Annotated in this window: 22 protein-coding genes; 11 read left to right on the forward strand and 11 right to left on the reverse strand. The window is 61.6% G+C overall.

Features of this window, described 5'->3' with window-relative positions; translation table 11 throughout:
- The first annotated feature begins 143 nt into the window (after positions 1-143).
- Positions 144-818, forward strand: coding sequence for a response regulator (locus tag QQL64_RS09815; RefSeq protein ID WP_284398721.1), 675 nt, complete (start codon positions 144-146; stop codon positions 816-818).
- Positions 815-2218 carry a sensor histidine kinase gene (locus tag QQL64_RS09820; RefSeq protein WP_284398727.1) on the forward strand — a complete coding sequence of 468 codons (1404 nt, stop codon included), beginning with the start codon at positions 815-817 and terminating at the stop codon, positions 2216-2218. The genes QQL64_RS09815 and QQL64_RS09820 overlap by 4 nt, the downstream gene beginning before the upstream one ends.
- Before the next feature lie 109 nt (positions 2219-2327).
- Here the strand turns inward: QQL64_RS09820 and QQL64_RS09825 are convergent, their stop codons facing one another.
- Together QQL64_RS09825 and QQL64_RS09830 are read right to left on the reverse strand one after the other, a co-directional pair.
- The gene (locus QQL64_RS09825) at positions 2328-3737 is read right to left on the reverse strand and encodes an aspartate aminotransferase family protein (RefSeq protein WP_284398730.1); all 1410 of its coding nucleotides are present in this window, start codon (positions 3735-3737) and stop codon (positions 2328-2330) included.
- Positions 3738-3814: 77 nt separating this feature from the next.
- Positions 3815-4516: an HAD-IB family phosphatase gene (locus QQL64_RS09830; protein WP_284398734.1), complete on the reverse strand. Its 702-nt coding sequence runs from the start codon at positions 4514-4516 to the stop codon at positions 3815-3817.
- 193 nt (positions 4517-4709) lie between these two features.
- Here QQL64_RS09830 and QQL64_RS09835 point away from each other — a divergent pair, with 193 nt between their 5' ends.
- From QQL64_RS09835 to QQL64_RS09850, 4 genes are read left to right on the forward strand one after another with little or no spacing between them, the layout of a single operon-like run.
- Positions 4710-6182, forward strand: a complete 1473-nt coding sequence (locus QQL64_RS09835) for an efflux transporter outer membrane subunit (protein ID WP_284398736.1) — start codon at positions 4710-4712, stop codon at positions 6180-6182.
- Positions 6182-7315, forward strand: coding sequence for an ABC transporter permease (locus QQL64_RS09840; RefSeq protein WP_284398738.1), 1134 nt, complete (start codon positions 6182-6184; stop codon positions 7313-7315). Before QQL64_RS09835 ends, QQL64_RS09840 begins: the two co-directional genes overlap by 1 nt.
- Before the next feature lie 2 nt (positions 7316-7317).
- Positions 7318-8082, forward strand: a complete 765-nt coding sequence (locus QQL64_RS09845) for an ABC transporter ATP-binding protein (protein ID WP_284398739.1) — start codon at positions 7318-7320, stop codon at positions 8080-8082.
- The gene (locus QQL64_RS09850) at positions 8079-8999 is read left to right on the forward strand and encodes an efflux RND transporter periplasmic adaptor subunit (protein ID WP_284398741.1); all 921 of its coding nucleotides are present in this window, start codon (positions 8079-8081) and stop codon (positions 8997-8999) included. Before QQL64_RS09845 ends, QQL64_RS09850 begins: the two co-directional genes overlap by 4 nt.
- Before the next feature lie 13 nt (positions 9000-9012).
- Here QQL64_RS09850 and QQL64_RS09855 read toward each other — a convergent pair whose 3' ends face one another.
- Genes QQL64_RS09855 through QQL64_RS09865 form a run of 3 tightly spaced genes read right to left on the reverse strand, consistent with a single transcriptional unit; the run spans position 9013 to position 10290 of the window.
- Positions 9013-9330 carry a Rieske (2Fe-2S) protein gene (locus QQL64_RS09855; protein WP_284398744.1) on the reverse strand — a complete coding sequence of 106 codons (318 nt, stop codon included), beginning with the start codon at positions 9328-9330 and terminating at the stop codon, positions 9013-9015.
- Positions 9327-9875, reverse strand: a complete 549-nt coding sequence (locus QQL64_RS09860) for a GNAT family N-acetyltransferase (protein WP_284398747.1) — start codon at positions 9873-9875, stop codon at positions 9327-9329. Before QQL64_RS09860 ends, QQL64_RS09855 begins: the two co-directional genes overlap by 4 nt.
- A gap of 58 nt (positions 9876-9933) precedes the next feature.
- Positions 9934-10290, reverse strand: coding sequence for a hypothetical protein (locus QQL64_RS09865; RefSeq protein WP_284398749.1), 357 nt, complete (start codon positions 10288-10290; stop codon positions 9934-9936).
- Positions 10291-10498: 208 nt separating this feature from the next.
- On the opposite strand from QQL64_RS09865, the gene QQL64_RS09870 reads away from it, so the two are divergent.
- The 3 genes from QQL64_RS09870 to QQL64_RS09880 are packed head-to-tail and all read left to right on the forward strand — an operon-like array spanning position 10499 to position 11903.
- Positions 10499-10834 (forward strand): hypothetical protein, encoded by a 336-nt coding sequence (locus tag QQL64_RS09870; RefSeq protein ID WP_284398751.1) that lies wholly within the window; start codon positions 10499-10501, stop codon positions 10832-10834.
- Positions 10835-10884: 50 nt separating this feature from the next.
- The gene (locus QQL64_RS09875; protein ID WP_284398752.1) at positions 10885-11457 is read left to right on the forward strand and encodes an RNA polymerase sigma factor; all 573 of its coding nucleotides are present in this window, start codon (positions 10885-10887) and stop codon (positions 11455-11457) included.
- A complete protein-coding gene (locus QQL64_RS09880) occupies positions 11454-11903 on the forward strand; it encodes a hypothetical protein (RefSeq protein ID WP_284398754.1) in 450 nt (149 codons plus the stop codon). The genes QQL64_RS09875 and QQL64_RS09880 overlap by 4 nt, the downstream gene beginning before the upstream one ends.
- A gap of 17 nt (positions 11904-11920) precedes the next feature.
- Here QQL64_RS09880 and QQL64_RS09885 read toward each other — a convergent pair whose 3' ends face one another.
- The 6 genes from QQL64_RS09885 to QQL64_RS09910 all read right to left on the reverse strand — a co-directional run bounded on the left by QQL64_RS09885 (position 11921) and on the right by QQL64_RS09910 (position 17722).
- Positions 11921-13168 carry a cysteine desulfurase gene (locus QQL64_RS09885; protein ID WP_284398755.1) on the reverse strand — a complete coding sequence of 416 codons (1248 nt, stop codon included), beginning with the start codon at positions 13166-13168 and terminating at the stop codon, positions 11921-11923.
- Between the two features lie 8 nt (positions 13169-13176).
- Complete coding sequence (gene sufD, locus QQL64_RS09890; RefSeq protein ID WP_284398758.1) at positions 13177-14490, reverse strand: Fe-S cluster assembly protein SufD; 1314 nt, start codon at positions 14488-14490, stop codon at positions 13177-13179.
- On the reverse strand, positions 14487-15260 hold the full coding sequence (gene sufC, locus QQL64_RS09895; RefSeq protein WP_284398760.1) for a Fe-S cluster assembly ATPase SufC: 774 nt from the start codon (positions 15258-15260) through the stop codon (positions 14487-14489). The genes sufD and sufC overlap by 4 nt, the downstream gene beginning before the upstream one ends.
- A 64-nt stretch (positions 15261-15324) precedes the next feature.
- Entirely contained in the window at positions 15325-15801 is a 477-nt protein-coding gene (locus QQL64_RS09900; protein ID WP_284398761.1) for a lysozyme inhibitor LprI family protein, read from the reverse strand.
- Positions 15798-17264 carry a Fe-S cluster assembly protein SufB gene (sufB, locus tag QQL64_RS09905; protein WP_284398764.1) on the reverse strand — a complete coding sequence of 489 codons (1467 nt, stop codon included), beginning with the start codon at positions 17262-17264 and terminating at the stop codon, positions 15798-15800. The genes QQL64_RS09900 and sufB overlap by 4 nt, the downstream gene beginning before the upstream one ends.
- A complete protein-coding gene (locus QQL64_RS09910) occupies positions 17261-17722 on the reverse strand; it encodes an SUF system Fe-S cluster assembly regulator (protein ID WP_284398767.1) in 462 nt (153 codons plus the stop codon). Before QQL64_RS09910 ends, sufB begins: the two co-directional genes overlap by 4 nt.
- Positions 17723-17976: 254 nt before the next feature.
- Between QQL64_RS09910 and QQL64_RS09915 the strand changes: the two genes are divergently transcribed.
- Together QQL64_RS09915 and QQL64_RS09920 are read left to right on the forward strand one after the other, a co-directional pair.
- Positions 17977-18315: a P-II family nitrogen regulator gene (locus QQL64_RS09915; RefSeq protein ID WP_284398769.1), complete on the forward strand. Its 339-nt coding sequence runs from the start codon at positions 17977-17979 to the stop codon at positions 18313-18315.
- Entirely contained in the window at positions 18305-19654 is a 1350-nt protein-coding gene (locus QQL64_RS09920; RefSeq protein WP_284398772.1) for an ammonium transporter, read from the forward strand. The genes QQL64_RS09915 and QQL64_RS09920 overlap by 11 nt, the downstream gene beginning before the upstream one ends.
- Positions 19655-19660: the final 6 nt, after the last annotated feature.

Here is a 19660-nt window from a genome sequence, read left to right on the forward strand (position 1 = left end):
TTGCCCACAACTTCATGCATTCTTGGCCGTAGGCGCTAAGCTGCCAGCACCCGGCGAGCGGCATTCATGCAGCACAATGGAAGATGCTGAAAACTATGGAAATACAAGCCTCGGTGGACCGGGCCTGAAGAGACCAGCGAATCATGCGTATTTTGATTGCCGAAGATGATCCTTCCATTGCCGCAGGCGTCAGTGCTGCGTTGCGCCAGGGCGGCCATGCCGTCGATCACGTGGCCGATGGCATTCGCGCAGACGCGGCGCTGAAAGACACGCCTTACGACTTGCTGGTGCTCGACCTGGGCCTGCCGGGACTGGACGGCAGTGAAGTACTGCAGCGGGTGCGTCGGCGTGGAAGCGGCCTGCCAGTGCTAGTCATCACCGCGCGCGAAGGCTTGCGCGAACGGGTGCGTGTGTTGGATCTCGGCGCAGACGACTATCTGGTCAAGCCTTTCGCCCTGGCGGAGTTCGAAGCGCGCGTGCGCGCGTTGCTGCGCCGCTATACCACACAGGGTGCTCCGGAATTGACACTGGGGCGCCTGCGCCTCGACCTGCCCGGTCACCGCGCCTGGGTCGACGACACCGCGCTCGAACTCACCGCACGCGAATTCGGCCTGCTTGAAGCACTGGCAGCGCGTCCTGACCGCGTCACCAGTCGCGCGCAGCTGATCGAAGCCTTGTGCAGCTGGGACGAAGAACTCACCGACAACGGCTTGGATATCGCCATTTACCGGCTGCGCCGCAAACTGGTCGACTCCGGCACACAAGTACGTACCATCCGCGGCCTCGGCTATCTGCTGGAAGAGGTCAAGGAAGCATGAACCAGCGCATGCTGTGGCGCGAGGGACGCCAAAGTCTGCGCAGGCGCCTGCTGACTACCTTGCTGGTACCGCTGACGATGCTGTTGCTGTTCAACAGTCTCATCACCTACGTCGGCGCGTTGATCTATGCCAATCACGTGCACGACGAAAACCTCATCAACGACACCCAGACCCTGGTGCAGATGATGGCCACCGAAAGTCCGGATGGCCGCGTCACGTCTCAGGCGCAGTTCCTGCTGGAATACGAACCGGAGGGGCGCAACTACTTCAGCGTCTTCAGCGCCAAGCATGGCTTGATTGCCGGCAATCCCGTATTGAAACCACCGGGGGGATTATTCACCGGCGACGGTAAGCAACCGCAGCTCTACGACGTGCAGATCGATAAGCGCTCTCTGCGCGCGGCAAGTCTGCTGATGACCAATACGCGTGATCCAGGCGACCAACTGGAAGTCACCGTCGCCGAAACCTTGCGGGATCGTCACAAGGAAGCGAGGCAGATCCTTCTGCTTAGCATTCCCGCGCAAACGCTGCTGATTCTTGCGGCTTTCATGCTGGTTTGGTTTGGCGTACGTACCGGCTTGCGTCAGCTCGATCCGCTAACCACCCAGCTCGCGAATCGCGAACACGATCTCGCACCGATCGGCGATGCCAATGTGCCGGTGGAAATTCTGCCGCTGACACGTACCATCGACGGTCTGTTCGCGCGTCTGCGCAGCATGCTGGCCTTGCACGAACGATTCATCGCCGATGCCGCACATCAACTGCGTACACCATTGGCCGGCCTTAGCGTACATGCCGAACGCGCCAAGGCCAGCTCCGACCCCGAGACGATCTCGGACGCGTTGACTCATATCCAGCGATTGATACAGCGCGCGAATCGCACATCCAGTCAGTTGCTTGCTCTGACCCGCGCGCAAACCACCGTGCATGAAGCGGGCGACTCTGCACCGCTCAATCTGGCGACCCTCATTCCCGAACTGGTGGGTCAGCGCGTGCACGAAGCCTTGGCCGCCGACGTCGATTTAGGTTACGACGGCCCTGCGGGGCCGTTATGGGTCGATGGCGATCGTCACCGCCTGCAGGAAATGCTGGACAACCTCATCGACAACGGTCTGCGCTACGCCGGACGCGGCAGCCTGATGACAGTGTCGTTGACGCGGGAAAGTACTGAGATATGTCTCGCTGTCGAAGACAACGGGCCAGGCGTTCCACCATCGTGGATCGAACGTTTGGGCGAACGCTTCTTCCGCGTTCCCGGCAGCAAAGAGGAAGGTAGCGGCCTTGGGCTTGCTATCGTGCAACGCATAGCGGAGTGGCACAACGCGCGCGTCCGCTACATGACCGGCAGCCAGGGCGGCCTGCGGGTTGAAGTCGTTTTCCCGTCGATGCGCGTCGCATAAAAAAGCGGCGGCGCCTAAGCGCCGCCGGGTTTGCCAGCTTCCCCTGCATGGGAAAATCGACAACAACCGTTTTCCGAATGCGGACGTCCAGACGCCCGCACCCGTGGAATTACATCCCCTTCTTTGCCTTGGTCAGCAGCTGATCTAGCAATGCGACAGCCAGGTCGATCTCTTCGTGCGTGATGTCGAGTGACGGCGCGAACGTAATCACGTTCTTGTACCAGCCACCCACGTCCAGCACGAGGCCCATCTTCTTGCCGTTATGCTGGAGATCCCCGGCCAGACCGATGTCGACCATCTTGTCCAACAGTGCCTTGTTCGGCGTGAAGCCGTCGTCAGTGCAAATCTCGGCGCGCAGTGCCAGACCCAGACCATCGACGTCGCCGATTTCCTTGTGGCGCTTCTGTAGATCTTTCAGCGCATCGAGGAAGTGCGCACCCTTCTCGGCGACGGTTTTCTCGTAGTTGAGCTCGTAACCCATCTTGATCACTTCGAGGCCGAGCGACGTGCCAAGCGGATTAGAATTGAACGTGGAGTGCGTCGAGCCCGGCGGAAAGATGGTCGGGTTGATCATCTCTTCACGCGCCCACAGGCCGGAGAGCGGATTCAGGCCGTTGGTCAGCGCCTTGCCGAACACGATGATGTCCGGCGTCACGCCGAAGTGCTCGATCGACCACAGCTTGCCGGTGCGCCAGAAGCCCATTTGGATTTCATCGACCACCATCAGGATGCCGTACTTGTCCAACACCTTTTTCAAGTCGCGGAAGAAGTTCTTCGGCGGGATCACGTAACCGCCCGTGCCCTGGATCGGTTCGACGTAGAACGCAGCGTATTCGGCCTGATTGACCTTGGGATCCCACACGCCGTTGTATTCGGTCTCGAACAAGCGCTCGAACTGGCGCACGCAGGCATCCGAATATTCTTCCGGCGTCATGCCCTTCGGGCGACGGAACGGATACGGGAACGGGATGAACATCGCGCGCTCGCCGAAGTGGCCGAAGCGGCGGCGATAGCGATAGCTGGAAGTGATCGACGATGCACCCAGCGTGCGGCCGTGGTAGCCGCCCTCGAAGGCGAACATCAGACTCTTGCCGTTCTTGAAGTTGCGCACCAGCTTCAGCGAATCCTCGACCGCCTGCGCACCGCCCACGTTGAAGTGCACGCGGCCCTTCAGACCGAACTTCTGCTGCGCGTCGACGGCAATCGTCTTGGCCAGCTCGATGCGGGTCTGGTGCAGGTACTGGCTGGCCACTTGAGGCAGCACGTCAATCTGGCGCTTCAGCGTGTCGTTGAGGCGCTTGTTGCCGTACCCGAAATTGACGGCCGAATACCACATCTGCAGATCGAGGAAAGGCACACCGGCGGTGTCGTACATCCAGCTGCCTTCGCCGTGACGGAAGATCTTCGGCGGATCGACGTAGTGCACGGTATCGCCGAAAGAGCTGTATTGCGCTTCGTCGGCCAGCAGCTGGGCGTCAGGAATCACGCCGGTTGCGGCGTTGGGGTCGTAAGCGTTCATGGGGACAAGGCCTGGTTAACTAAAGAATGCGGCCGTGCATGGCCGCTTTTTGATCTTCGCGTTCATGGATCAACGCATTAAAAGCCTGCAGCAGCAGGCAGCACGTGCGGCTGATGCTCGGCCAACAGACTGCCGTCGAGCAGGCGAGGCAACAGTTCAAGCGCATCCTCGAAGCCGGTGATCGGCACATAAGGAATGCCCGCCGCGCGGCAATGCTCGATCAAGCGATGCTTGGCAAACACGAAATCGACCTGGTCGGCAGCACAGAAGTCCGACGCACCATCGCCGATCAGCAAGGTCTTCGCGCCACCCGTGCGAGCTTGCGCCACGCAGGCACATTTGCAGGTGCCGCTGCGGCAGCCTTCGGCCTGGAACGGCGAAGTCAGCTGCCATTGACGCGGCGGCGTGGCCGGGGCCAGGTGATTGGCCGCCAGCGGAAGATTGTCCAGATCATAGCGACCCAGAATGCGGTGAATGGCGTAATCCAGGCCATCGCTGACGACCCGGATCGGCGTCTGCAGTTCACGGGCGCGGGCGACGAACGCAGGAAACGCATGGTCGATCCACAGGCCGTCCAGGTGCGCGTCCAGCTCCTGCTGACGCATGTCCAGCAAGGCCACCTGCCCGCTCATGCACTCGCGTGAGCCGATGCGGCCCGCACGCCAGTCCTGTTCCAGCGCTTCCCATCCGGGGCGCCCGAAACGGTCTAGCAGCGAGTCGATCACGTCTTCGACGGAAATGGTGCCGTCAAAGTCGCAGAGGATGTTCCAGGCAGTCACGCACGCCACTCCGGCAATAGGTAACGAGCATCTTTGCAAGTGACCCCTTTCGGTCCCCTTTCTTAGGGCCTGCCTAAGGTCTCCGAGTAGCCCGCGTTGAGACCTTAGGCAGGCTCTTGGCCCAGGTAAGCCAAAGCTTGGCTTGACCGGCTATGCTTACGGTTTGCACGCTTCATAAACGGTTTCCTAGCCCGTGCACGATTCCACCCTGCGCCATCCCATCCGTATCAGCCACTTGCCGATGGCTGGCCTACGTCTGCTCCCTGCGCTGGTCCTGACCTTGCTCGTGGGCTGTTCTGCCGCGCCGCTGCCGGCCTTGAAGCCGCCGGTGCCGCAAACCTGGCGCAACGCTTCGGCTGCCACCGCGAACCCGGCGCAACCGGACCTGCACAACTGGTGGCATGCCTTCGATGATCCGGCCTTGAATGCCCTCGTCGAACGCGCTCTGGATGGCAATCTGGACGTGGCCGCCGCTTCCGAACGCCTGCTGGCCGTGCGTACGCTTTACAAGCACACCAACGACAAGTACCTCCCTAATCTGCGGGCGGATACCAACCAAGTCATCCAGCCCGACGCGAGCGCGTCGTATTTCATCGCTGGATTCGACGCCTTGTGGGAACTGCCGTTATTCGGCGCTCTCAAGAGCACCCACCGCCTTGCTAACGGCAATCTCGATGCGGCAAGCGCGCAGTTGCAGGGGACGTATGTCACGCTGGTCGCCGAAGTCGTGCGCTGCTGGGTTGAATTACGCACTGCGCAGGAACAAGCGCGGCTGCTAGTGGCCGTGCGCGATGCGGACCGCGAAAAGCTGCGGCTGTTACAGGTCCGCGCTGGCCTCAAGTTGGTGTCGCCGGTCGACGTCGCTAACGCGCAAGCAGAAGTCGCCCGCGCCGACGCCGCGCTTACCGATCCTCAGCGCGCCATCAACGCCAACGCCCAGCAACTGGCCGTGCTGCTAGGTCAGAGTGAACCCGATCCGGCATGGCTGGAAGAAGGTGGCCAGCAGCCCCAGCTGGGCAGCTGGCAAATGACCAGCGCACCTGCTGATTTGCTCAGGACGCGTCCCGAAATCGCCCTCGCCGAAGCCGACGTGCTGCGTGCCGCAGGCGAAGCGGGCATCAGTCGCGCCGACGTTTATCCGCATATCGGTCTCGGCAGTTCGCTGGACTGGTCGCTGAACATTTTGGCCCACCGCCGCGTGATCCACTCCGGCGAAGGCATCTTCTCCATCGGCCCGGTCGTGGACATGCCCCTGTTCGACTGGGGCATGCGTATAGCTCAGGCGCACGCCAAAGATCATGAGTTGCAAGCGGCGGTCTATGCCTATCGGCAAGCGGTACTGCAAGGCGTGGCCGAAACCGAAACCGCCATGGGTGATTTGCAGCAATTGCATCTGCGCGAAACCGCTGCCGAACAAGTGACGCAAGCACTCGATGGCAACGCCGCTGCGCTAGACAAGCGTCGCAGCCTAGGCCTTAGCAGCACGCTAGAACTGCAGGATGCAGTGATTGCGCAGCAGAATGCGCAGCTCGCACTGGTTTCGGCCCGGGCCGAACGCGATCTCGCCTATGTATCGCTCTACAAGGCACTGGGTGGCGCGCCCTTGCCGCCCGTCGACGTCGCTGCAGACTACGACGCCCCCAAGCACGCGAAGGACGCCCGGTAATGGTCGCCCTGGCGCGCAAAACACTGATCCACGAATGGCGCCGCTTCCTGCCGGCGATTCTCGCCGTCGGATTCGCTGGCCTGCTGCAGCTATTGCAAGCGGCATTGGTGCTGGGCATTTTTGGAAGCGCCAGCGTCTATATTACCGGCTCCTCCGCCGATTTGTGGGCGAGCTATCCGGGTACGCAGAGCGTCAACCTCGGACGTCCGATCAGCGAGGACGTCGCGATGCGACTTCGCATGGATCCGGACGTCACCAAGGTAGAACCCTTCCGTTGGGTCGATGCCGACTGGCGCGGCCCGCGGGACACCGGCGGTGTCTCTGTGTTCGTATCCGGCATCGATCCGCGTCCCGACGGCATGATGTTCTCGCACGCCCTACCCCCAGCACTGCGTGCTCTTTTGAATGAGCCAGGCGCGGTGATTGTCGACAAGGCGGACCTCGACAGCCTCGGCGTGAATATCGGCGATACTGCAGCCATCAACGGCCAGCGCGTGCGTGTGGTCGGCGTCAGCAGTGGACTGCGCGCGCTGGGCGGCGTAAACATCGTCGCTTCGCTCGACACCGCGCGCGTGCTCGACCTGGATCCCGCAGCCGCGGGCATGACGACCTACTTCGTCGCCAAGCTGCGCGATCCATCCAAGGCGAAAATGATCGCCAAGCGCCTGAGCGGACAGGATACGTTCGGGCCTTACACCGTTTGGACGGCCAAAGATTTTGCGCGCCAGTCGCAGCTGTACTGGATGTTCGATACCGGCGCCGGTGCGGGCGTGCTCTTCCTCGCTGGCATTGTCTTCCTGGTCGGCGCGGTGATCACCAGCCAGACCTTGATCGCTGCCGTGATCGGCTCGATCCGGGAATACGCCACCTTGAATGCGCTCGGTGTCGGCCGCGGCTCATTGCGCAAGGTCGTCATGGAACAGGCTTTCTGGGTCGGTGCGTTGGGGCTTATCTGCAGCATCGTGATCGGAGCATTGATGCTGATCATTGCGCGCAACCGCAGCGTGCCGATGGAACTGCATCCGATCACCGCCGCACTCTGCATGGCGCTCAGCATGGCGCTGGCGATCGTGTCGGGACTCGCTGCGATGCGCAGCCTACGGCGCGCCGATCCGGCGAGTCTGCTGAGATAAGCATGTCCACGGCCACCAACACGCCCTCCATTTCGACATCGACGACGCTGCAAGCCTGCGGCGTACGCAAGTCGTTCGTCTCCGGGCGTCTCCAGAGCGTCGTCCTGCACGATCTGTGGCTGGACGTGCGCGCGAGCGAACTCACGTTGATCTCAGGTCCATCGGGTTGCGGCAAGAGTACGTTGCTGGCGATCCTGAGCGGTCTGCAACCGGCCGATGCCGGTGGCGTGCGCGCGTTGGGACACGAACTCGGCGGCATGGGCATGCGCGAGCTGGAAAACTTTCGCCTGCAGCACACCGGCTTCGTGTTCCAAGGGTTCAACCTTTTCCCCGCACTGACCGCGCTGGAACAAGTGGAGCTGCCGCTGAGCTACATGGGCCTACCCAAAGGCGTCGCACGCAAACGCGCCATCGAATCACTGGACGAGGTCGGCCTTGGGCCGCGCATGCGACTGCTTCCCGCCGAACTGTCCGGCGGCGAAAAGCAGCGCGTGGCCATCGCGCGTGCGTTGGCGAAGGAGCCCGAATTGCTGTTTGCCGACGAACCGACCAGCTCACTGGATTCCGCGAACGGCCAGATCGTGATTGATATCTTGCATCGCATCGCCCGCAATCACGGCACCACCGTGCTTTGCGTAAGTCACGACCCGCGCCTGGTCGGCCATGCCGATCGGGTGCTAGCGATGGAAGATGGCCGGATTCTGAGCGACCATGTCCCGCCGGCATCGTTATCCACCACGCTCGAGGCCAAGGAGCCCTCTGCATGAATCCGCGTGATCTTCGCCTTCCGCTCGCCCTGCTCGCGGCCACGTTGCTGGCCGGCTGCTCGCATGACGACGCGCCGGCGACCACTAGCACGACGACGCCGGCTTATGTCGCCGTTGCACGCGGACGCATCGACATCGAAGGCGGCCTACTCAAGCTCGCCATGCCTAGTGAAGGCATTGTCGTCAGCGTTGGCGCACACGAAGGCGATCACGTGCACAAAGGACAGTTACTCGTCCAACTCAACGTCGAGCCGGCCAAGCTGGCGCTCGACTCTGCGCTAGCCGAACAACAGCAAGCCAGTGCCCAGGCCAGTGCACTGGAAGAACGGGTGAAATCCGCCAACTTGCGCGCATCCCGACTGCAGCAGGCCGCCAAGGCCGGTGCAGGCGACGTCCAGAGCGCGGATGACGCGACGGAAAATGCGCAACAAATACAGGCCGAGCTCGACAATGCACACGCCGCCGCTACGCTTGCCGCGCAGAAAGTCGCCGGCGCGCGCTATCAGCTCGATCTACGCAGCTTGCGCGCTCCGATCGACGGCCAGATCGTGCAACGCATGGTGCAACCCGGTGCTTCCGTATCGCCGGCGGCCGGACCGATCTTCGTATTGCTACCGGATTCGCCGCGCATCGTGCGCGCCGAGCTCAACGAATCCTTCGTCGGTGTCGTGCATGACGGCATGCCGGCCGAAGTGGATGACGACAGCGGTAGCGGCCTGGCCCCGTTGAAGGCACATGTACTGCGTATCGGCGACGTGTTCGGCGCCAGCACGCTGGAAGACGACCCGCAGGTGCGCGCCAATTCGCGCACAGTGGAATGTGTGCTGTCGTTCGATCAACCGCCTGCGACGACGCTGCGCATTGGGCAGCGTGTCATGGTGAAATTCGATCCCAAGCAGACGACTGCGTCGCACTGAGCGACGTCGCACATCAGCGATCGTCGCGCGTCCAGATCAATCCATCGCTTTCACGAATCGGAAAACGGGCGATTGGCTCATAGGCGGGCGGACAAGTCGGTGCGCCCGTGCGCAGGTCGAACCGCGCACCATGGCGTGGGCATTCCACTTCGAAACCAACGACGTCGCCTCCGGCCAGTTCACCGCCGTCATGCGTGCAGATGTCTTCCACCGCATACAGATCGCCGTCGATGTTGAACACGGCGATAGCCGTATCACCGTCCCAAACCACTTTGTATTCGCCCGGCAACAGCTCCGAACGCGTGCCTACTTCCACCCACGCCTCACTCATGCGGCAGCTCCCGGGAAATCCTTGATCAGCAATTCGAAGCGTAGATCGTCGCGGCGCGGAACACCAAAGCGTTCCTCCCCATAAGGAAACGGCTTGTATTGGCCGGTACGGCGATAACCACGCCGTTCATACCATGCGATCAGCTCGCTGCGCAGGTCGATCACCGTCATATGGATGGTGCGACAGTGCCAGGTTTCGCGCGCTATTCGTTCTGCTTCCGCCAACACCCGCCGGCCGAGGCCGCTGCCCTGCCAGGGTGGATCGACGGCGAACATGCCGAAGTAGGCCGAATCCTCGTGCCGTTCGATGTGACAGCAGGCGCGCAGCGCGCCATCGATAGTCGCCAGCAGCACCATGCTGTCGGGTTTGGTCAGCAGTTCGGCTACCAGTTCGGCATCGGTGCGCCGCCCGTCGAGCAGATCGGACTCGGTGGTCCACCCACGACGGCCGGATTCACCGCGATAGGCGGACTCGACCAGCGTAACTACGGCCGCTACATCGGCCTGATCGGCCGCACGGAAGACAGGAGCGATATCGGAGATCATCGGTCAATGATAATCCGCCTACGCAACCAGCCATAGATAGCCCCCACCCAAGCACCACTCACGGCAAGCGCATACCGCCCTGCCTACCGTTATAGAACCAGAACCCCGGACGATAGACGTGCAAGCGGCACACATCGAAGCCCTGGGCGACGATCATGCGGCCATCCGACAACATCGCGCGGAAATCGCGCAAACAAACGTCGTCGTCGTGCCACTCGAGCATGACGGCAAGCTGAGAGTCGAACGGACGATCCCCAAAATCTACATTGATCCAGCGACTGCTGCCGGTAGGTGCGATAGCAAAGGCGACAATCCTGTTCCGCGTATCGTTAATAACCTTGATGCTGTGACGGGATTCAGCGGTCGCAATCATCGGAAGACACGCGAGTAAAACGACAAGTGTCCACGAGCGCATGATGTTCTCCTTTTAAAAGGCGCAGCAAGGCCCGCGATGGCATGACATCACGCCATCGTTCGGCACCTCGATTTAGAGAGACGCAACTAGATAGATGCAGGAAAACGGAATCCAGTTGCATAGCCCTCGGCTGCAACCGTTGCGCGGCTGGGCGTATCTATGTCCCTATAGACGCCCATAGCGGCGCTTGAGAATCCGGGAGGACATCATGGAACACGATTTGGTCCCACTGACGCTTTTCGTCTGCATCACTTTCGGCATTACGTATGCCATCAAATTGCTGGTCAACGCGCGAGTGCGCATCAAGATGTTGCAGGCTTGTGACTCGAAAGAGCTGATCGAGTCCATCGTGCGAGGCGAGGATCATCTCGGCCGAATGGCATCCTTGCGTTGGGGGCTAGTACTTTTGCTGGAGGGATTGGGCTTTGGAGCCATTCAGTATTCGGGTTGGACGACCATTACCCCCGGCGCGATAGCCGTACTAATCGGCGCCTTCGGGTTGGGCTCACTGATCTATTTCCTGATCGCCCAACGTCTCAGCTAATCGATCGGTCCGCATCCGGCCAGCCGAGTGTTGCCGAACCTACGCACTGCATGAACCACTTCTCCGATCGCCCGATCGTCGATGCCGTACTGGCGAACGCGCCTGGCGCGTTCGAGCGGCTCGTGCGCGAGCATCAGCAGCTGTGCTGGCACATTATCTATCGCATGGTTCACCACCCCGAGGATACCCGCGAGTTGTGCCAGGACACCTTCCTGCGCGTGCACCAGAACCTGCGACAGTATCGTTACGAAAGCGCGTTAAAGTCCTGGATCGGCCGCATCGCCTACACCGTTGCGTTGCGTTATCTGGAACGCAAACGTATTGCCGTGGTCGACCCTCCATCGGATGACGATTCGCCCTGCCTGGTCGAAAATATCGGCGACGGCTTCGATCTCGAGACCGCTTACGCTGACAGCGACATCGCCTCGCGTCTTCACACTGCCATCGAGGCGCTGCCGCCTCTGCAACGCACTGTGCTGACGCTCTATCATCTCGATGAATTGCCAATCGGCGAGATCGCCAACATCACAGGATTGGCAGCAGGCACGATCAAGAGCCACCTGTTTCGCTCACGTCTGCGCCTGCGTGAAATGCTCGAGTCTGTGAACGGAGTGCCGTCATGAACCACGAACCACGATCACCGCACGATGAAGCCGCAGAACGCGAATGGGCACTGCAGGAACAGGCTGTCAACGCGGAACGGCTCAGCCTCGACCCCACCGATGACGCGGCCGTTTCACGTTATCGCATCGTCGCCCGTATGCTGCGGCAACCGTTAGACGAATCGTTGCCGCTCGACTTCGCCGACCAGGTCGCTGCTCAGGCTCGCCGCCGTAATGCAGTCGACATGCGGCTCGAGTTATGCCTGAGCGTGACGCTGCTGGGTCTGCTGGCAGCGGTGCTGGTCGTGCTTACCGCGTTCCATGGTCAGGAATGGCTGCAGCTCATCCGCGCCGTCTTACCGACGCATGCGTTGATGAATCCCTGGCTGCTGCTACTGGCTGTCTGCATTGCCTTGTCAGCCGCTTTGGACAGGCTCATTCTCGCACGAGGATCCACTCCACGTTGACGGGAGAGCCTGCGCGGTTACATCAGCAGTTTGCGCACTTTCAACAAGGCAGCAACGAAAGCATCGACTTCTTCGCGCGTGTTGTAGAAGGCCAGCGATGCCCGCAATGTGGCAGGAACACCGTAGAACTGCATCAGCGGATGCGCGCAATGATGTCCCGAACGCACTGCCACGCCTTCCAGGTCCAGCAACGTGGCCATGTCGGTGGCCTGTGCACCTTCGATGAGGAAGGAGATCACCGGCTCTTTCTCCGCCGCCTCACCAAAGATGCGCAGGCCTGGAATCTCTCGCAAACGCTCGGTGGCGTAGATGAGTAGTTCGTGTTCCCACGCACGGATCGCGCTAAAGCCAAGCGACTGGTAGTAATCGATCGCCGCGCCTACGCCGGCGAAACCGGCGATGTTCGGGGTTCCCGCTTCGAACTTGTGCGGCGGCTCGGCAAAGGTGGTGCCATCGAAGCGCACTTCGCGAATCATCTCGCCACCGCCGAAGAATGGTGGCATCGCCTGCAAGTGCTCCCGCTTCGCCCACAGCACACCGGTACCGGTCGGCGCCAGCATCTTATGTCCGGTCAGTGCGTAGAAATCGCAGCCCAGCGCCTGCACATCCACGGGGCGGTGCGGCAAGGCCTGCGAACCGTCTACCAGCAAAGGAATGCCGCGTCGGCGGCATTCGCGCGCGATGTCGCGTACCGGATTCACCGTACCGAGCACGTTGGAGACATGCGTGACGCAGGCCAGTTTCACTTCCGGCGTCAGCATGTCAAAGAATTTCTCGACGATCAGCTCACCGCGTTGATCGATCGGCGCCGCCTTGACGGTGGCGCCGCTGCGTGCCGCAACCAGCTGCCACGGAACGATATTGGCGTGGTGTTCCATTACCGTAGTCAGAATCGCATCGCCTGGTTTCAGGCGCGGCAACGCGTAGCTGTAAGCCACCAGGTTCATCGATTGTGTAGTGCCCGAAGTCAGCACCACATCTTCGCGCGATCCAGCGTTGATAAAAGTAGCCAATTTGTCGCGCGCATTTTCGTAGGCGGCCGTAGCTTCTTCGCCCAGCTGATGCACAGCGCGAGCCACATTTGCATTGTGTTCGCGGTAGTGGTTGTCGACCGCCTCGATCACCTGCAACGGCTTTTGACTGGTGTTGGCGTTATCGAAATACACCAGCGGCTTGCCGTGCACTGTGCGCGCCAGCAACGGAAAATCCCTGCGTATGCGCTGCACATCGAAATCGGCGGAAGGCTGGAGTGGCTTGGCATTCATGACAGGGTTCACGGCAGATGCGCGAGCAGGGCGCTAGAGAAGTGTTCGCGCAGGGTTTCGTTCGGCAGCGATGCGAATACGGCGCGGCAAAATGCCGTCGTAAGCAGCGCACGCGCTTCGGCATGCGGCAAGCCGCGCGAACGCAAGTAAAACAACGCGCGCTCGTCGAGCTGACCCACCGTGGCACCGTGGGCGGCCTTCACTTCGTCGGCGTAGATTTCCAGTTCCGGCTTGGTGTCGATTTCGGCTTGCGACGAAAGCAGCAGATTCTTGTTGCTAAGGCTCGCATCGCTACCGTCGGCACCTTGCGCGACCACGATGGCGCCACGGAACACGCCGCGTGCACGCTCATCGGCGACACCGCGCCAGATCGATTCCGACGCCGTATTGAGCGCCTGATGACGAATCGCCAGCTGCGTATCGACGTGCTGACGTCCACGTAACACGAAGACGCCTCGCGTATCCAGGCGCGCCTCGTCGCCGCGCAGCTCGGCATGCACATCGTGGCGAACCAACCCGCCCCCGAGTTCCAACACATGCAGTGCGGCGTGCGACTTCGCACCCATATGCAGGCTGCCGTGCCGAATCAGCGTACTGTCTTCGGACGCATGCTGTAACACCATGTGCTGCAGTTTGGCGCGGTCCTGCAAAACGATATCGCTGACCAAGGTCGCCAGGTGCTTCTGCGGGGCGTTCGACAGGTGGTGTTCGACGAGATCCAGTTCGGCGCCTTCGCCGAGCTCGATGACGTTGCGGGCATGCCACGCAAGATCGCCATCGGCCGACGCGCCCACGAAACACAGATGCACCGGCTTGCCAATCCTTGCGCCCGCGGCAACGCGCAGCACCACGCCATCACCCGCCAGCGCAGCATTGAGCCGGGCGAAAGCATCGCTCGCTTCGCGGTAATGGCGGCTCAGCGCGAAACGCAGCGGCTCCGGGTCCTGCTCCAGCACCTGCGAAAGTGGCTGAAGAGTAAGGCCAGCGGGAAGTGTGTCGAGCCGCGACAGATCGGCGCGAAACACACCATTGACGAATACCAGTCGCGGACCGTCGACGCCCGGGAGCGTCAGTATTTTCGGGTCGATGGCGCGTGATGTGGCCGTGTGGTCGCCCCATGCAAAGCGACGCTGACTCAGCGCACGCAACGCGGTGTATTTCCATGCCTCCGCGCGTGTATCGGGTAAACCAGCCGCAATGAAAGCGTCGAGATTTTCGCGCCGCGCAGCGTCCAACCAGGCATGACCGCTGCCGGGCAGACGCAGATCAGCGGCGGCGCGCAGCCCGTCGACAAAAGGTACCGGGGCCGGGGACTGGCTCATGCACGCGCCTCGGAAGCGAGTGCCGGATCGCGCTCCGCGACCCAGGCATAGCCGTGTTCCTCAAGCTTCAGCGCCAGCGTCTTGTCGCCGCTTTCCACGATGCGGCCGTCGGAAAGCACGTGCACGAAGTCCGGCTCGATGTAGTCGAGCAGGCGCTGATAGTGCGTAATGACAAGGAAGGCGCGATCCGGCGAACGCAATGCGTTCACGCCTTGTGCCACCTGCTTGAGCGCGTCGATGTCGAGGCCGGAGTCGGTCTCGTCGAGAATCGCCAGCTTCGGCTCCAGCACCGCCATCTGGAAAATCTCGTTGCGCTTCTTCTCGCCACCGGAGAAGCCTTCGTTGACGGCGCGATGCAGCAGCTCGTCGGAAATCTGCATGATTTTCAGCTTCTCGCGCACCAGCTTGAGAAACTGCATGGAATCCAGCTCTGCTTCACCGCGCTTTTTGCGTTGCGCATTGAGGGCCGCGCGCAGGAAGTACGTGTTGTTGACGCCGGGAATTTCGACCGGATACTGGAACGCGAGGAACACACCAGCGGCGGCACGTTCTTCCGGCTCCAGTGCCAGCAGATCGCGCCCTTCGAAGGTCACGGAACCTGCCGTCACTTCATAACCCTCGCGACCGGACAACACATTGCCTAGCGTCGATTTGCCGGCGCCGTTCGGCCCCATGATGGCGTGCATCTCGCCGGGGTTCACCGTGAGGCTGAGTCCCTTGAGAATGTCCTTGCCCTCGACGCGGGCGTGCAGGTTTTCAATCTTCAGCATGTCGCTTCCTGAGCATGTCGCTTTCTGTTGGGCACCGGCCATCGCCGTGCCTTGAGATTCAGTCTTAACTGTTTGCCTGATACGAGCCGGCGCAGACATCGCCTTCCTGCGTACCTTTGAGCCATCCGCGCAATTCCTCGATGCGCTTGCGCGTCAACCCTTCGAGTTCGTTGTCGGCGCACATCGGGTACACGCTGCCGTAGTTGCTCTTGTCGTTATCGGGATAACGCGCCGCCAGCTCGGCATCGCGAAACGCCAGCCACGCTTTCTGTGCGGTTTTGAGCTTGGCGATGAACACCGTGTCCTTGGCGTACTTGCGAAGCACCTGTTGGTAGACCTGATTGAGTTCCTTGTCCGCGGCGTCCAGGCTCTTCATGGCGCACCCGGTCATATCCGCCTGCGACTGCGCATGATCCATGCACGTGTCGCCGCTCGAAGCGGACGCCGCTGTTGCGGCCGATGCCGGCGCAGTACCGGCAGTAGCCACGCCGCTCATTGCCAGCGCAGAAACGACTACCCACATCGCTATCGAACGTTTCATCCGACCGCCCCTTCCAGTGAGATTTCGAGAAGTTTCTTCGCTTCGACCGCGAACTCCATCGGCAGCTCGCGGAACACCTGCTTGCAGAAACCGTCGACGATCATCGACACGGCGTCTTCCTCGCCGATGCCGCGTGAGCGGCAGTAGAAAAGCTGGTCGTCGGAAATCTTCGACGTGGTCGCCTCGTGTTCCACGATGGCGGTGGGATTCTTCACTTCCATATACGGGAAGGTATGCGCGCCGCACTTCTTGCCGATCAGCAGCGAATCGCATTGTGTGTAGTTGCGCGCGCCCTCGGCACCCTTCTCCACTTTCACCAGGCCGCGGTAGCTGTTTGAGCTGCGACCCGCACTGATGCCCTTGGACACGATCTTGGATTTGGTGCCCTTGCCGATGTGGATCATCTTGGTGCCGGTGTCGGCCTGCTGGCGATGATGGGTCAGCGCCACCGAGTAGAACTCACCCACCGAACGATCGCCACGCAGCACGCAACTCGGATACTTCCAGGTGATCGCCGAACCGGTTTCCACCTGGGTCCACGAAATCTTGGAATCATCGCCGCGGCAATCGCCACGCTTGGTGACGAAGTTGTAGATGCCGCCGCGACCTTCCTCGTCGCCCGGATACCAGTTCTGCACCGTCGAATACTTGATGTTCGCTTTTTCCAGCGCGACCAGTTCCACCACCGCGGCATGCAGCTGGTTCTCATCGCGCATCGGCGCGGTGCAGCCTTCGAGGTAGGACACGTAAGCGCCCTCTTCCGCGATGATCAGCGTGCGCTCGAACTGGCCGGTGTGGCCGGCGTTGATGCGGAAATAAGTGGACAGCTCCATCGGGCAACGGACACCCTTGGGGATGAACACGAACGAGCCGTCGGAGAACACCGCCGAGTTCAATGCAGCGAAGTAGTTGTCGCCGGTCGGCACCACGCTGCCAAGATATTTCTGCACCAGTTCCGGATATTCGCGAATCGCTTCGCTCATCGAGCAGAAGATCACGCCCACTTCAGCCAACTCTTTGCGGAAGGTGGTGCCCACCGAGACCGAATCGAACACGGCATCGACGGCAACGCCGGCAAGCTTGGCGCGCTCGTGCAACGGCACGCCTAGCTTGTCGTAGGCTTCCAGCAGTTTGGGATCGACATCGTCCAGCGACTTCGGTCGATTCTTCGGCGAGGCGTAGTAGCTGATCGCCTGGAAGTCGATCGCGCCGATGTTGAGCTTCGCCCAATGCGGTGTCGGCATGGTGAGCCAGTGGCGATATGCCTTGAGGCGCCACTCGGTCATCCACTCCGGCTCGCCTTTCAGCGCCGACAGCTGGCGCACGATGTCCTCGGACAGGCCCGGCGGCAGGCTGTCGGTTTCGATGTCGGTGATGAAACCGGCTTCGTAGCGACGGCCGAGCGCGGCCGCGACATCGGCGTTGTCGCGCAGCACGGCGGGGCTATCGTTTTCGATGGTCATGATGCGGTCCTGCCTTTCACTTCGGTAAGCGCGACGGTGGTGACGGTCGGGTGCGCAGCGGGGTGCAGCATGTCGGCCAGGCTCATCGTGCGCAGAGCGTTATCCAAGACGTTGTTGATGCGCTGCCAGCTGCCGCGCACGCTGCATTGCGCTTCGCGCTCGCACTGGCCTTCGCTGATGCTGCATTCGGTCATGCCGAGCGGACCTTCCATCGCTTCCACGATCTCGGCCACGCTGATCTCGTGCGCCGGCCGCGCCAGGCGATAGCCGCCGTTGACGCCACGGAAGGAATCCACCAGCCCGGCGTGCCCCAGCGACTTCAGCAATTTGCTGACAGTGGGCAATTCCAGGTGGGCTTCTTCGGCGATCTGAGCTGTGCTGAGGACGTCGTCAGGGTGCGCGGCGATGCAGGTCATCACCACGGTGGCGTAATCCGTCAGTCGGCTGACACGGAACATGGGGAGGCACCGCGTTAATCCAGACTAAAATGGTACAGATTATGCGCGGGGCGGTCAATCCGACCTCGGATTCAGCGCAGGCCTTTGCACCATGATGGAACGAAGACCGCACCAGATTGGCCGCTATCGAAGTCTATGCCGAGTCCGGCGCTTCCCATGGAATGGCTCAACAGCGCGGTTCCTTCACGTAACGCCGCCGCTGGCATGCATTCTGCTGTATCGCAACAAAGCCGTCCTAAGGGGAGCAACTGCGCATGAAGTGGATTACCGCGATCATCAAGCCCTTCACGCTGGACGACGTTCGCGAGGCGCTCGGCGAAGCCGGGGTGCAGGGCATGACCGTCACCGAGGTCAAAGGCTTCGGCCGCCAACGCGGACATACCGAGTTGTATCGCGGCGCGGAATACGTAGTCGACTTCCTGCCCAAGCTGAAGATCGAGCTCGCCGTCGCCGACGAGCAAGTCGAGTTGGCGATCGAGGCCATTACCAAAGCCGCCCGTACCGGCAAGGTGGGCGACGGCAAGATCTTCGTGAGCGAACTGGAACAGGTGATCCGTATCCGCACGCAGGAGGTCGACGCCGATGCGCTTTGAACGGTTAGCCGGTAAGCGTCGCTACGTTGCGCGAGGAGTTGTCGCGTTGCTCGCATCGGGCATCGCCCTGCCCGCGCTTGCGCAGGCAACACCTACGCTCAACAGCGGTGACACGGCCTGGATGATCGTGGCCAGTGCGTTTGTGCTGATGATGACGATACCCGGCGTCGCGCTGTTCTACGGCGGCATGGTGCGGGCCAAGAATCTGCTGTCGGTCATGATGCAGTGCCTTGCCATCACGGCATTGGTCACCGTGCTGTGGATGGTCTACGGCTATTCGATGGCGTTCAGCACCGAAGGTATGCATGCCGGGGTGACGAACTGGCATTCGGTCATCGGCGCGTTCGACCGCGTCATGCTGGCCGGACTGACGCCGACATCGCTCTACCAGACCGTGCCGGAAAGCGTCTATGTGATGTTCCAGCTGACCTTCGCGATCATCACCCCCGCGCTGATCATCGGCGCCTTCGCCGAGCGCATGAAATTCAGTGCCATGCTGGTGTTCACCGGCCTGTGGCTCACCTTCGTCTACTTGCCGATCGCGCACATGGTGTGGAGCGGTCCGGGTTCCCTGCTCGGCGATCTGGGCGTGCTCGATTTCGCAGGCGGCACGGTGGTGCACATCAATGCGGGTATCGCCGGTCTGGTTGCGTGTCTGGTGATCGGCAAGCGCCGCGGCTATCCCCACACCCATATGCCGCCGCACAACCTGGGTTACACGGTGATCGGCGCCAGCATGCTGTGGTTGGGTTGGTTCGGCTTCAACGCCGGTTCGGCCGTGGCCGCCAACGGCAGCGCCGGCATGGCCATGCTGGTCACGCAGATCGCCACCGCCGCGGCGGCCATTGGCTGGGTGACCGTGGAATGGATCATTCACAAGCGCGCTAGCGTGTTGGGCATCGCCTCGGGCGCAGTGGCTGGATTGGTCGCCATCACGCCCGCCGCCGGCACCGCCGGACCGGGCGGCGCGCTGATCCTCGGCTTCGTCGCCGGCGCCGTTTGCTTCTTCACCGCCACGCGCCTGAAGCACAAGCTGGGCTATGACGACACGCTAGATGTATTCGGCGTGCACGCCATCGCCGGCATCATCGGCGCCCTGCTCACCGGCGTATTCGCTGCGCCGAAGCTAGGCGGTTTCGACAGCAGCGTGACCTCGCCGCTGGCGCAGCTATGGATACAGGCCAAGGGCGTGGGCTTCACCATCGTGTGGAGCGGCGTGTTGAGCTGGGTGATCCTGAAACTGGTCGATCTCACCATCGGGCTGCGCGTGGGTGCGGAGCAGGAGCAAGTCGGCCTGGATATCGCCGAGCACGAAGAGCGGGCCTACAACCTTTCTTAGGACCTG

The sequence above is a fragment of the Dyella lipolytica genome, assembly GCF_030160075.1.
Taxonomy (GTDB): Bacteria; Pseudomonadota; Gammaproteobacteria; order Xanthomonadales; family Rhodanobacteraceae; genus Dyella_B; species Dyella_B lipolytica.

Coding starts and splice junctions, on each gene's coding strand:
- QQL64_RS09815 (WP_284398721.1), top strand. CDS start 144: ATGCGTATTTTGATTGCCGAAGATGATCCTTCCATTGCCGCAGGCGTC.
- QQL64_RS09820 (WP_284398727.1), top strand. CDS start 815: ATGAACCAGCGCATGCTGTGGCGCGAGGGACGCCAAAGTCTGCGCAGG.
- QQL64_RS09825 (WP_284398730.1), bottom strand. CDS start 3,737: ATGAACGCTTACGACCCCAACGCCGCAACCGGCGTGATTCCTGACGCC.
- QQL64_RS09840 (WP_284398738.1), top strand. CDS start 6,182: ATGGTCGCCCTGGCGCGCAAAACACTGATCCACGAATGGCGCCGCTTC.
- QQL64_RS09845 (WP_284398739.1), top strand. CDS start 7,318: ATGTCCACGGCCACCAACACGCCCTCCATTTCGACATCGACGACGCTG.
- QQL64_RS09850 (WP_284398741.1), top strand. CDS start 8,079: ATGAATCCGCGTGATCTTCGCCTTCCGCTCGCCCTGCTCGCGGCCACG.
- QQL64_RS09855 (WP_284398744.1), bottom strand. CDS start 9,330: ATGAGTGAGGCGTGGGTGGAAGTAGGCACGCGTTCGGAGCTGTTGCCG.
- QQL64_RS09860 (WP_284398747.1), bottom strand. CDS start 9,875: ATGATCTCCGATATCGCTCCTGTCTTCCGTGCGGCCGATCAGGCCGAT.
- QQL64_RS09865 (WP_284398749.1), bottom strand. CDS start 10,290: ATGCGCTCGTGGACACTTGTCGTTTTACTCGCGTGTCTTCCGATGATT.
- QQL64_RS09870 (WP_284398751.1), top strand. CDS start 10,499: ATGGAACACGATTTGGTCCCACTGACGCTTTTCGTCTGCATCACTTTC.
- QQL64_RS09875 (WP_284398752.1), top strand. CDS start 10,885: ATGAACCACTTCTCCGATCGCCCGATCGTCGATGCCGTACTGGCGAAC.
- QQL64_RS09880 (WP_284398754.1), top strand. CDS start 11,454: ATGAACCACGAACCACGATCACCGCACGATGAAGCCGCAGAACGCGAA.
- QQL64_RS09885 (WP_284398755.1), bottom strand. CDS start 13,168: ATGAATGCCAAGCCACTCCAGCCTTCCGCCGATTTCGATGTGCAGCGC.
- sufD (WP_284398758.1), bottom strand. CDS start 14,490: ATGAGCCAGTCCCCGGCCCCGGTACCTTTTGTCGACGGGCTGCGCGCC.
- sufC (WP_284398760.1), bottom strand. CDS start 15,260: ATGCTGAAGATTGAAAACCTGCACGCCCGCGTCGAGGGCAAGGACATT.
- QQL64_RS09900 (WP_284398761.1), bottom strand. CDS start 15,801: ATGAAACGTTCGATAGCGATGTGGGTAGTCGTTTCTGCGCTGGCAATG.
- sufB (WP_284398764.1), bottom strand. CDS start 17,264: ATGACCATCGAAAACGATAGCCCCGCCGTGCTGCGCGACAACGCCGAT.
- QQL64_RS09910 (WP_284398767.1), bottom strand. CDS start 17,722: ATGTTCCGTGTCAGCCGACTGACGGATTACGCCACCGTGGTGATGACC.
- QQL64_RS09915 (WP_284398769.1), top strand. CDS start 17,977: ATGAAGTGGATTACCGCGATCATCAAGCCCTTCACGCTGGACGACGTT.
- QQL64_RS09920 (WP_284398772.1), top strand. CDS start 18,305: ATGCGCTTTGAACGGTTAGCCGGTAAGCGTCGCTACGTTGCGCGAGGA.